We start from the raw sequence: 12,026 nt of genomic DNA on the forward strand, positions 1-12,026 counted from the left end.
CCTAGACATTCTCTTTTTTATTCTTTAAAATGAAAGCGCAGTCTATTTTATAATTTTTGTTTCTACATATGTTGGGAGGATGGGAAATGAATATCCATGAGTACCAAGGAAAAGAAATCCTAAGAAAATATGGGGTTTCAGTTCCAAATGGTAAAGTAGCATTTACACCTGATGAAGCAGTGAAAGCATCAGAAGAGCTAGGAAGCTCTGTATATGTCGTAAAAGCACAGATTCATGCAGGCGGCCGTGGTAAAGCAGGTGGGGTAAAAATTGCAAAAACAAAAGATGAAGTGAAAGGGTTTGCAGAGGAATTGCTCGGCAAGACACTTGTCACACATCAAACAGGGCCTGAAGGGCGCGAAATAAAACGCTTACTTATTGAAGAAGGCTGCGATATTCAAAAAGAGTACTATGTAGGACTCGTTTTGGATAGAGCGACATCAAGAATTGTTTTGATGGCTTCTGAAGAAGGCGGTACTGAAATTGAAGAAGTAGCAGAAAAAACGCCAGAAAAAATCGTGAAAGTGGTCATCGACCCAGCGATTGGTCTCCAAGCCTATCAGGCGAGAGAAGTTGCGTTTAAAATTAATATTCCAACAAAATTAGTTGGTCAAGCTGTTAAGTTTATGACAAGCCTTTACAATGCGTTTATTGAAAAGGATTGTTCAATTGCCGAGATAAATCCTCTTGTTGTAACAGGTGATGGAAAAGTCATGGCACTTGACGCAAAATTAAACTTTGATAGCAATGCCTTATATAGACAAAAAGATATATTAGAATACCGTGACCTTGATGAAGAAGATCCAAAAGAGATTGAAGCATCTAAATATGACCTAAGCTACATTTCTCTAGACGGGAATATTGGCTGTATGGTGAATGGAGCAGGCCTTGCGATGTCTACAATGGATATCATCAAGCATTACGGCGGTGACCCTGCAAACTTCCTTGATGTTGGCGGCGGTGCAACTGCTGAAAAAGTAACGGAAGCATTTAAAATCATCTTATCTGATCAAAATGTCAAAGGGATTTTCGTGAACATTTTTGGCGGCATCATGAAATGTGATGTCATCGCAGAAGGTGTTGTTGAAGCGACGAAACAAGTCGGCTTAACATTACCACTCGTTGTTCGTCTTGAAGGAACAAACGTTGAATTAGGGAAGAAAATTCTGAGTGATTCAGGCTTAAATATCACTTCTGCTGAGTCTATGGCTGACGGGGCAGAAAAGATTGTATCTTTAGTCAAGTAGAGCAGAAAGGCAGGGAACCTAAATGAGTGTATTTATTAATAAAAATACGAGAGTAATTGTTCAGGGGATTACCGGTTCAACCGCATTATTCCATACAAAACAAATGATTGAGTATGGAACAAATATCGTTGGCGGTGTCACACCTGGAAAAGGTGGAACTGAAGTAGAGGGAGTTCCTGTATTTAATACTGTATCTGAAGCAGTACAGACAACTGGAGCAAATGCTTCTGTTATCTATGTACCAGCACCATTTGCAGCAGACGCCATTTTAGAGGCTGTTGATGCGGAAGTGGATCTAGTGATTTGTATCACAGAACACATTCCAGTTCTGGATATGGTTAAAGTGAAACGCTATATGGAAGGTAAGAAGACAAGACTTGTTGGACCGAACTGTCCTGGTGTGATTACACCTGAAGAATGTAAAATTGGCATCATGCCTGGCTACATTCATAAAAAAGGTCATGTTGGTGTTGTGTCTCGTTCTGGAACGCTTACATATGAAGCGGTACATCAGCTTTCAGAGGCTGGTGTTGGTCAATCAACAGCTGTAGGAATTGGCGGAGACCCTGTCAATGGCACGAACTTTATTGATGTATTAAAAGCCTTCAATGAAGATCCTGAAACGCATGCTGTGATCATGATTGGTGAAATCGGTGGTACTGCTGAAGAAGAAGCAGCTGAATGGGTAAAAGCAAATATGACCAAGCCGGTTGTTGGCTTTATTGGCGGTAAAACAGCGCCTCCAGGAAAACGTATGGGACATGCTGGTGCCATTATTTCTGGTGGTAAAGGAACTGCTGATGAAAAAGTAAAAACAATGCGTGAATGTGGAATTGAAGTGGCAGAGACACCATCTGTCATGGGAGAAACCTTAATTAAAGTGTTAAAAGAGAAGAATCTCTTCGAAGCTTGTAAAACGCATTAATGACACAAGAAGACTTGTTCTTTGACAAGTCTTCTTCTTTCTATCTTAAACTGGAGGAATGGTATGTACAACGTGTCCGAAAGAATGATTTTTCACCGCTTAAAAGGCCTCATCTCACCCTCTTTGTTAACAAAATGGTGGAAAGTCGATCCTGAGCTATATATAAATGAAGAAACACATCATTTCAAACAGGATCGATCATTACAAAAGATCGACTTTACCCGCTTACAACAAGCTGAAGAAAATGAATTCCCCATTTTTCAACACATCGTTCAAGCCTATTTAAAGCAAAATATTCACATGGTTCCCATCACATCACCTTTATATCCCAGCTCACTAAAACACATTTATGATCCTCCCCCAGTATTATTCCTAAAAGGAAACGTTACCTATTTAAATGAAGAAAAAAGTTTAGGTGTAGTAGGTACACGAGTGCCATCCTCTTATGGAGAAGCGTGCGTGAAGAAAATTGTTGGAGAACTTGTAGAGGAAGATTGGATGATTGTGAGTGGTTTAGCAAAAGGAATTGATGGACTTGCACACAAAGAGTGCATAAGAAAAAAAGGAAAAACGATTGGTGTTGTAGCTGGCGGCTTTCAACATGTATATCCAAAAGAACATGTGCAAATGGCTCAATATATGGGAGAACATCATTTACTGTTGTCAGAGCATCCGCCTTATATCAAACCAGAAAAATGGCATTTTCCAATGAGAAACCGATTAATTAGTGCCCTGACAAGAGGAACCATCGTGGTCCAGTGCAAAGAAAAGAGCGGTTCGCTTATTACAGCCTACCAGGCATTAGAGCAAGGAAAAGAAGTGTTTGCTGTTGCAGGATCGATCTTTGATTCTAATTCTATAGGTCCAGCTAGACTGATTCAGCAAGGTGCCAAGCTTGTTCATTCAACGAAGGATATTTTAGAGGAATTCTCCTTGAGTGGTGTTCAATATACTGAACTCCCATAAAAATATCGTTTGACAAAAGACATCGGAATATTTAATAATAGTGAGGATTTAAGTTTACACTTTGTTTTTCGTGTTTATAATGATGTTCATCATAAAGAATTTTTAACGATTGCCTGTTAGATAGGTGCAATTAACATAAATATAAATTTGTGAAATGGATAAAGAGAGAACACCTCTTAAGGGGGATTTTGAGTATGGCTGATTATTTAGTCATCGTTGAGTCGCCAGCAAAGGCGAAAACGATTGAGCGTTATTTAGGAAAAAAGTATAAAGTAAAGGCTTCAATGGGGCATGTAAGGGATTTACCGAAAAGTCAGCTTGGTGTTGACACTGATCATGACTTCGAACCGAGATATATTACGATTCGAGGAAAAGGTCCAGTCTTAAAAGAATTAAAAACAGCAGCGAAGAAAGCAAAAAAAGTATATCTCGCAGCTGACCCCGACAGAGAGGGAGAAGCGATTGCTTGGCATTTAGCCCACAGCCTTGACCTTGACCTCTCTTCAGATTGCCGGGTTGTCTTTAACGAGATTACAAAAGATGCAATTAAAGATTCCTTTAAACATCCACGTATGATCGATATGGACTTGGTTGATGCGCAGCAGGCAAGACGAATCTTAGATCGTCTCGTTGGATATAAAATCAGCCCAATTTTATGGAAGAAAGTCAAAAAGGGCTTAAGCGCCGGTCGTGTTCAATCAGTTGCACTCCGCCTGATTATTGACCGCGAGAATGAAATTAATGAATTCAAACCAGAAGAATACTGGACAATTGATGGTACCTTCCTAAAAGGGAAAGAAAGCTTTGAAGCGAGTTTCTTTGGCGTAAATGGCAAAAAACATCCGCTAAAAACAAAAGAAGATGTAAAAGAAATCCTTTCGAAATTAAAAGGAAGCAAATTTTCTGTTGAAAAAGTGACGAAAAAAGAACGTAAACGCAACCCAGCTGTTCCGTTTACAACATCTACCTTACAACAAGAGGCAGCGAGAAAACTAAACTTCCGTGCGAAGAAAACGATGATGATTGCACAGCAATTATATGAAGGGATTGATCTTGGTAAAGAAGGTACAGTAGGTCTCATTACATATATGAGAACGGACTCAACACGTATTTCCAATACGGCAATTGAAGAAGTATCTGCTTTCATTGATCAAACGTATGGCAAGAATTTCTTGAATACAACAAAACGAACTGCCAAAAAGAACGAAAATGCACAGGATGCTCACGAAGCCATCCGTCCGACTTCTACGCTAAGAAAACCAGCAGATGTCAAACACGTGCTAAGCAGAGATCAGCTTCGTCTTTATAAATTGATCTGGGAACGTTTTGTGGCAAGCCAAATGGCACCAGCTGTTCTTGATACAATGAGTGTGGATCTTGAAAATAACGGGCTTACTTTCCGTGCAAATGGAAGTAAGGTGAAATTCCCTGGATTTATGAAAGTATATGTTGAAGGGAAGGACGACCAGTTAGAAGAAAAGGACAAAATGCTTCCTGATCTGAAAGAGGGGGATACCGTTCTTTCAAAAGATATTGAACCAGAGCAGCACTTCACGCAGCCGCCTCCACGTTACACTGAGGCAAGACTTGTCAAAACCCTTGAAGAGCTAGGTATCGGCCGCCCATCGACGTATGCACCAACATTAGATACTATTCAAAAGCGCGGCTACGTGGCACTTGATAACAAACGGTTTATTCCAACAGAGCTTGGAGAGATTGTGCTCAACTTAATTATTGAATTCTTCCCTGAAATCATTAACGTAGAATTTACTGCGAAAATGGAAAAAGAACTTGATAGCGTTGAAGAAGGTACAATTGAATGGGTACGCATTATCGACAGTTTCTATCAAGATTTTGCAAAACGGGTAGAAAAAGCAGAAGCAGAGATGCAGGAAGTTGAGATCGAGCCTGAATACGCCGGAGTTGATTGCGAAGAGTGTGGTCATCCAATGGTGTACAAAATGGGGAGATACGGTAAGTTCATGGCATGCTCTAATTTCCCTGACTGCCGTAACACAAAACCAATTGTCAAAGATATTGGTGTCAAATGCCCGACTTGTCACGAAGGAAATATCGTTGAACGGAAATCTAAGAAGCGCCGCATTTTTTACGGTTGCGATCGTTTTCCAGAGTGTGAATTCGTCTCTTGGGACAAACCAATTGAAAGAAAGTGTCCAAAATGCGAAAATATGCTTGTAGAGAAAAAGCTGAAAAAAGGCATTCAAGTTCAATGTGTGAACTGTGATTATAAAGAGGAACAACAAAAATAGCGGTGAGCAGCCTTGTTCACCTGCTTTTTTATGTCATCAAATAGAACTTACGAAATAGGAGAGTTGTACAATGAGTCAATTTGTAAATGTGATCGGAGCAGGTTTAGCAGGAAGTGAAGCGGCATGGCAAATTGCCAAGCGCGGAATTAAAGTCCATCTGTATGAAATGAGACCTGTCAAACAAACACCAGCTCACCACACTGATAAATTTGCGGAGCTCGTATGCAGTAACTCATTGCGTGCGAACGCTTTAACAAACGCAGTAGGTGTACTAAAGGAAGAAATGCGTCATTTAGACTCAGCAATCATCGCAGCAGCAGATGAAAGCTCGGTTCCTGCTGGTGGAGCGCTTGCAGTAGATCGTCATGAATTTGCAGCGAACGTCACAGACCGCGTGAAAAATCACCCGAATGTGACGGTCTTTCAAGAAGAAGTGCAAAGCATTCCAGAAGGTCCGACGATTATCGCAACGGGTCCTCTTACATCAGAAGCACTTTCAAAAGAATTGAAATCCTTAACAGGTGAAGAGTATTTATATTTCTACGATGCAGCAGCGCCGATCCTCGAGAAAGACAGCATCGATATGGATAAAGTGTACTTGAAATCACGTTATGATAAAGGGGAAGCGGCTTATTTAAACTGTCCGATGACAGAAGAAGAATTCGATCGTTTTTATGAGGCGCTCATTTCGGCTGAAACTGTGCCGTTAAAAGAGTTTGAAAAAGAAATCTTCTTCGAAGGCTGTATGCCCATTGAAGTCATGGCCAAAAGAGGGAAAAAAACCATGCTCTTTGGACCGATGAAACCAGTTGGACTTGAAGATCCGAAAACAGGAAAAAGACCTTACGCTGTTGTTCAATTAAGACAGGATGATGCAGCAGGTACTTTATATAATATTGTTGGTTTCCAAACACATCTAAAATGGGGCGATCAAAAGGAAGTATTCCGTTTGATCCCAGGTCTTGAAGAGGCAGAGATTGTTCGTTATGGTGTGATGCACCGTAATACATTTATTAACTCGCCAAGCCTTCTAAAACCGACGTATCAATTTAAAAATAGAGACGACTTATTCTTTGCTGGACAAATGACTGGTGTTGAAGGATATGTTGAGTCTGCGGCTTCAGGATTAGTGGCTGGAATCAATGCAGCTCGTTTTGTTAAAGGAGAAGAGCTTGTGACACTTCCAGAAGAAACAGCGATTGGCAGTATGGCTTACTACATCACATCAACAAATAAGAAAAGCTTCCAGCCGATGAATGCAAACTTTGGCTTGCTGAAAGATCTTGGTGTTCGAATTAAAAACAAACAAGAGCGCTATGCAGAGTACGCTAAACGCGCAATCGAAACTATTCAAACTATTTCGAAATCTCTGTAGTAAAACATTGCACGGGAAGCAAGATATGTGATACCATTTAAAAGCCTTAAAGAGGTGTAAAAATGACAGATAAACAGCGTCTTGTCCACTTATTCATTGAATATTTGCAGATTGAAAAGAACTATTCAGCTTTAACGATCTCAGGTTATACTGAGGCGATTGAAGAGTTTGTCAGATTTATGAACATTCAAGGAATAGACGGTTTTGAAGAGGTATCCTATCAAGATACGAGAATTTATTTAACAGAAGCTTATGAAAAAGGCCTTACAAGAAGAACGATTAGTAAGAAAGTCTCTGCACTTCGCAGCTTTTATAAATTTTTATTAAGAGAACAGCTTGTGAAAGAAAATCCTTTTTTACTCGTTAGCTTACCAAAGCAGGATAAGCGAATTCCTTCATTTTTGTATGAAGAGGAACTAAAAGAGCTATTTACAGTTTCTGATGTAAATACACCGCTTGGTCAAAGAAATCAAGCCATTTTAGAACTTCTTTATGCAACAGGTATGAGGGTTAGTGAGTTATGTTCATTAAAAGAATCTGATCTTGATTTATCGATGGATACAGTGCTTGTTCATGGGAAAGGCAGCAAACAGCGGTATGTACCTTTCGGCTCTTATGCACATGAAGCGCTCTCCACATATTTAGAGGATGGAAGGCAGAAGCTGAAAGTGAAGGGAAAGGATCGTGCTGATTCACATGTGTTTTTGAATCAGCGCGGAGCTCCTCTTACAGATAGAGGCGTTCGATTCATTCTCACTGAATTAATGAAAAAGGCGTCTGGCACATTACATATCCATCCACACATGTTAAGGCACACCTTTGCTACGCATCTTTTAAACGAGGGAGCGGATTTAAGAAGTGTTCAAGAACTTCTCGGTCACTCAAATTTATCATCAACACAGGTGTACACGCATGTATCAAAAGATTCTTTAAGAAAAACGTACATGTCTCATCACCCAAGGGCTTTTAAACGATCCTAAAAGGAGGTTTTTTCATGTCATCATTTCATGCAACCACAATCTTTGCCGTTCAACATAAAGGAAAAAGTGCGATGGCTGGAGACGGTCAAGTCACTTTTGGGCAGGCTGTCGTCATGAAACACACAGCAAAAAAAGTGCGCCGTCTTTTCGGAGGCAAAGTACTCGCAGGTTTTGCTGGTTCAGTTGCAGATGCATTTACACTCTTTGAGAAGTTTGAAACGAAGCTTGAAGAATACGGTGGTAACCTAAAACGAGCAGCTGTAGAACTGGCGAAAGAATGGCGGAGTGACAAGATGCTCAGACAGCTTGAGGCCATGCTTATCGTCATGAATAAAGAAAGCATCCTGCTCGTATCTGGAACAGGAGAGGTCATCGAGCCAGACGATGGCATTTTGGCTATCGGGTCAGGCGGCAACTACGCGCTTAGCGCCGGGAGAGCACTCAAAAAACATGCAGGTGACCATCTCTCAGCTCGAGAGATTGCAAAGGCGGCTCTTGAAACGGCCGGAGAAATCTGTGTCTACACGAACGATCAAATCACTTTAGAAGAGCTTGAATAGAAAGGACATGAGACGTATGGAGAAAAAGCCGTTCACCCCAAGAGAGATAGTTGAAAAGCTCGATCAGTACATTATTGGTCAGCTTGATGCGAAAAAAGCAGTGGCGGTGGCTTTAAGAAACCGTTACAGAAGAAGTCTTTTACATGATAAGCTAAAGGATGAAGTCGTTCCTAAAAACATCTTAATGATTGGTCCGACAGGTGTGGGGAAAACAGAAATTGCCCGCAGAATTGCAAGGATTTCTGGTGCACCTTTCATTAAAGTGGAAGCGACGAAGTTTACTGAAGTTGGATATGTCGGACGTGACGTAGAATCAATGGTCAGAGATTTAGTGGAAACAGCAATCAGACTAGTCAAAGAAGAAAAAATGAAGGATGTTCAAGAAGAAGCGGAAAAACAAGCAAACAAACGGCTTGTTCATCTACTTGTTCCTGGAAAGAAAAAAAGTCAGTCTGTGAAAAATCCTTTTGAGATGCTGTTTGGTGGTTCTGATGCTGATGAAAGTGATCGAGATCACTCAAGTGAAGAAGTAGAGCTTGAGTCGACGAGAAAACGCATTGCGCACCAGCTGGCGATGGGTGAACTTGAAGACCATTACGTCACGATTGAAGTTGAAGAGCAGCAGCCTTCCATGTTTGATATGCTTCAAGGCTCGGGTATGGAGCAAATGGGTATGAACATGCAGGATGCGCTTAGCAATCTCATGCCTAAAAAGAAAAAACGCAGAAAGCTGACCGTCAGAGAAGCGAGAAAAGCGTTAACTGCTGAGGAAGCTTCAAAACTGATTGATATGGATGAAGTCGGTCAGGAAGCCGTGCAAAAAGCAGAGCAGCAAGGAATCATCTTTATCGATGAAATCGATAAAATTGCCAAAAGCGGTGGTGCATCGTCTGCAGATGTTTCTCGTGAAGGGGTTCAACGTGATATTTTACCGATTGTAGAAGGTTCCACTGTGATGACGAAGTATGGGGCTGTGAAAACAGATCATGTTCTATTTGTAGCAGCAGGCGCTTTTCATATGGCAAAACCCTCGGATTTGATTCCAGAGCTTCAAGGGCGCTTCCCAATCCGTGTAGAATTAGATAAATTAAGTATAGAAGACTTTGTGAAAATCTTAACGGAACCAGATAACGCGTTATTAAAGCAATATAAGGCTTTACTTGAAACAGAAGGTATATCTCTTGAATTTTCTGACGATGCTATTCATAAGATTGCCGAAGTGGCTTATCATGTCAATCAGGAGACGGATAACATCGGTGCAAGAAGGCTTCACACCATACTTGAGAAGCTGCTAGAAGAGCTCTCATTTGAGGCGCCTGATATTACAATGGAAACAGTGACCATTACCCCTCAGTATGTAGAAGAGAAGCTAGGAAAGATTGCAAATAACAAAGACTTAAGTCAATTTATACTTTAACAAATGAATAAAGTAATCTAGGAGGATCATTATTATGGCGTTACTACAAAAAACAAGGATTATTAACTCGATGCTGCAAGATGCAGCGGGGAAACCGGTTAATTTTAAAGAAATGGCAGAAACATTGAGAGATGTCATTGATTCAAACATTTTCGTATTAAGCAGAAGAGGGAAGCTTCTTGGCTACTCCATTAACCAGCAGATTGAAAATGCACGTATGAAAAAAATGCTGGAAGATCGTCAGTTCCCTGAAGAATATACAAAAAGCTTATTCAATGTCCCTGAAACATCTTCAAACCTTGACATCAACAGTGAGTACACAGCTTTCCCGATTGAGAACCGTGATTTATTCCAATCAGGTTTGACAACGATTGTGCCAATCATCGGAGGCGGGGACCGCTTAGGGACGTTAATCCTTTCTCGTTTGCAAGATACATTCACAGATGATGATTTAATTCTTGCTGAATACGGCGCAACAGTTGTTGGAATGGAGATTCTTCGCGAGAAAGCGGAAGAAATTGAAGAAGAAGCAAGAAGTAAAGCGGTTGTTCAAATGGCGATCAGCTCTCTTTCATACAGTGAACTTGAAGCGATTGAACATATCTTTGAAGAACTTGATGGAAACGAAGGGCTGCTTGTGGCAAGTAAGATTGCTGACCGTGTAGGAATCACTCGTTCAGTGATCGTAAACGCACTTCGTAAATTAGAAAGTGCAGGCGTTATTGAATCTCGTTCTCTTGGAATGAAGGGAACATACATTAAAGTATTAAACAACAAATTTTTAATTGAACTTGAAAATTTAAAATCTCACTAATCAAAAAACCCTTTTCGGCCGAAATAAACGCTGAAAAGGGTTTTTTTGTATAAAAAAAGAGGATTTGTCCGAAAAATGACACTCTTTTTTCCAAGAAACCCCTTACAATTCTGTAGTGCTTTGAATCTAGGTCTTTATACCTATTCGTAAAATAGATATATATTACGAGTTTTTTTTACAATTACATCATAGACTTTAATCCTATTATTTCTTACAATGAACATATGGTTTTACAAATCTCGACATGATTAAATGGAATGAAATACATATGATTGGAGGTATATGGTTTTGGATATATTTTCTGGAACGATAAGCAACCTTGAGAATGCCTTGGGCAGAGCGAATGTTAAGCAAAAAGTCATAAGCAATAATATCGCGAATATAGACACACCGAACTACAAGTCTAAAAAAGTTGCATTCCACGACATGCTAAATGATGCGTCAATCAAATTAGATGCTAAAAAAACATACCAAGGTCACATTGATTTTTCTAAAACAGGGTCTAATTATTCAGTTGTTTCGAGTAACCGTACTTCTTATCAAGAAAACGGAAATAATGTCGATATTGATCAAGAGATGAGTGAACTCGCTAAAAACCAAATTCAGTATAATGCGTTGGTTGAAAGAATGAGCGGAAAGTTCAATTCTCTTAAAACAGTTTTGACAGGAGGTAAGTGATGTCGATTTTTTCAGGCGTTAACGCTTCGGCCTCAGCATTAACAGCACAGAGGCTCAGAATGGACGTTGTATCCTCTAACCTTGCGAATATGGATACAACAAGAGCTAAACAGGTTGATGGCGAGTGGGAGCCTTATAGACGCAAGCTCGTCACATTACAGCCGTCAGGTGAATCATTTTCATCTATATTGAACTCAAGCATGAATTCGAGCGGCAAATTAGGAAACGGCGTCAAAGTAACGAAAATTACTGAAGACGAAACTCCATTCAACCTTCAATATGATCCTACAAATCCCGATGCCAATGAAAATGGATATGTTCAAACACCAAACGTTGATCCATTAAAGGAAATGGTTGATCTCATCAGCAGCTCAAGATCATATGAAGCAAACGTGACTGCGCTGAATGCGAATAAAAGCATGCTGATGAAAGCTTTAGAAATAGGAAAGTAAGGTGAAAAGAATTGGTTAACGCAATATCTCCTTTCCAGCTTCAAACCGCTCAGCAAGCAAGTGAATTGACGAATGCATTGTCTGTGCAGGCGGCTGCACCTAAAAGTCAAACGAATTTCTCTGATGTGCTGAAGAATTCCATTGAGGCATTAAATCAATCACAGCTGAAATCAGACCAGTATACGAATGCTCTCGCACAAGGGAAAGATGTCAATCTCGATGAAGTCATGATTGCTTCACAAAAAGCGAGTGTGACACTCACAGCTGCAACCGAGTTTCGGAATAAAGCAGTCGAAGCGTACCAAGAGATTATGAGAATGCAGATGTAGGAGGTGCTGGTGG

The 12,026-nt window shown here is 40.3% G+C and carries 12 protein-coding genes; all 12 read left to right on the plus strand.

What is annotated here, in order from left to right:
- Positions 1-86: 86 nt before the first annotated feature.
- The 12 genes from sucC to fliE all read left to right on the plus strand — a co-directional run bounded on the left by sucC (position 87) and on the right by fliE (position 12,013).
- Positions 87-1,247 carry an ADP-forming succinate--CoA ligase subunit beta gene (gene sucC, locus BA79_RS02720; protein ID WP_008344824.1) on the plus strand — a complete coding sequence of 387 codons (1,161 nt, stop codon included), beginning with the start codon at positions 87-89 and terminating at the stop codon, positions 1,245-1,247.
- Between the two features lie 22 nt (positions 1,248-1,269).
- Positions 1,270-2,172 carry a succinate--CoA ligase subunit alpha gene (gene sucD, locus BA79_RS02725; protein WP_007499624.1) on the plus strand — a complete coding sequence of 301 codons (903 nt, stop codon included), beginning with the start codon at positions 1,270-1,272 and terminating at the stop codon, positions 2,170-2,172.
- A 63-nt stretch (positions 2,173-2,235) separates the two neighbouring features.
- Positions 2,236-3,138, plus strand: a complete 903-nt coding sequence (dprA, locus tag BA79_RS02730) for a DNA-processing protein DprA (protein ID WP_035700738.1) — start codon at positions 2,236-2,238, stop codon at positions 3,136-3,138.
- 194 nt (positions 3,139-3,332) lie between these two features.
- Positions 3,333-5,408: a type I DNA topoisomerase gene (gene topA / locus BA79_RS02735; protein ID WP_035700740.1), complete on the plus strand. Its 2,076-nt coding sequence runs from the start codon at positions 3,333-3,335 to the stop codon at positions 5,406-5,408.
- A gap of 70 nt (positions 5,409-5,478) precedes the next feature.
- On the plus strand, positions 5,479-6,783 hold the full coding sequence (gene trmFO / locus BA79_RS02740; protein WP_007499618.1) for an FADH(2)-oxidizing methylenetetrahydrofolate--tRNA-(uracil(54)-C(5))-methyltransferase TrmFO: 1,305 nt from the start codon (positions 5,479-5,481) through the stop codon (positions 6,781-6,783).
- 62 nt (positions 6,784-6,845) lie between these two features.
- Positions 6,846-7,763 carry a tyrosine recombinase XerC gene (xerC, locus tag BA79_RS02745; protein ID WP_007499616.1) on the plus strand — a complete coding sequence of 306 codons (918 nt, stop codon included), beginning with the start codon at positions 6,846-6,848 and terminating at the stop codon, positions 7,761-7,763.
- A gap of 14 nt (positions 7,764-7,777) precedes the next feature.
- Positions 7,778-8,323, plus strand: coding sequence for an ATP-dependent protease subunit HslV (hslV, locus tag BA79_RS02750; protein WP_007499614.1), 546 nt, complete (start codon positions 7,778-7,780; stop codon positions 8,321-8,323).
- Between the two features lie 16 nt (positions 8,324-8,339).
- The gene (hslU, locus tag BA79_RS02755; protein WP_008344818.1) at positions 8,340-9,740 is read left to right on the plus strand and encodes an ATP-dependent protease ATPase subunit HslU; all 1,401 of its coding nucleotides are present in this window, start codon (positions 8,340-8,342) and stop codon (positions 9,738-9,740) included.
- Positions 9,741-9,774: 34 nt separating this feature from the next.
- Positions 9,775-10,554: a GTP-sensing pleiotropic transcriptional regulator CodY gene (gene codY / locus BA79_RS02760; RefSeq protein ID WP_007499612.1), complete on the plus strand. Its 780-nt coding sequence runs from the start codon at positions 9,775-9,777 to the stop codon at positions 10,552-10,554.
- Between the two features lie 288 nt (positions 10,555-10,842).
- The gene (gene flgB / locus BA79_RS02765; protein WP_017359092.1) at positions 10,843-11,232 is read left to right on the plus strand and encodes a flagellar basal body rod protein FlgB; all 390 of its coding nucleotides are present in this window, start codon (positions 10,843-10,845) and stop codon (positions 11,230-11,232) included.
- Positions 11,232-11,684 carry a flagellar basal body rod protein FlgC gene (flgC, locus tag BA79_RS02770; RefSeq protein WP_008344813.1) on the plus strand — a complete coding sequence of 151 codons (453 nt, stop codon included), beginning with the start codon at positions 11,232-11,234 and terminating at the stop codon, positions 11,682-11,684. The genes flgB and flgC overlap by 1 nt, the downstream gene beginning before the upstream one ends.
- An 11-nt stretch (positions 11,685-11,695) precedes the next feature.
- Positions 11,696-12,013 (plus strand): flagellar hook-basal body complex protein FliE, encoded by a 318-nt coding sequence (fliE, locus tag BA79_RS02775; RefSeq protein WP_035700742.1) that lies wholly within the window; start codon positions 11,696-11,698, stop codon positions 12,011-12,013.
- Positions 12,014-12,026: the final 13 nt, after the last annotated feature.

Source organism: Bacillus altitudinis 41KF2b, assembly GCF_000691145.1.
In the GTDB taxonomy this organism is placed as follows: domain Bacteria; phylum Bacillota; class Bacilli; order Bacillales; family Bacillaceae; genus Bacillus; species Bacillus altitudinis.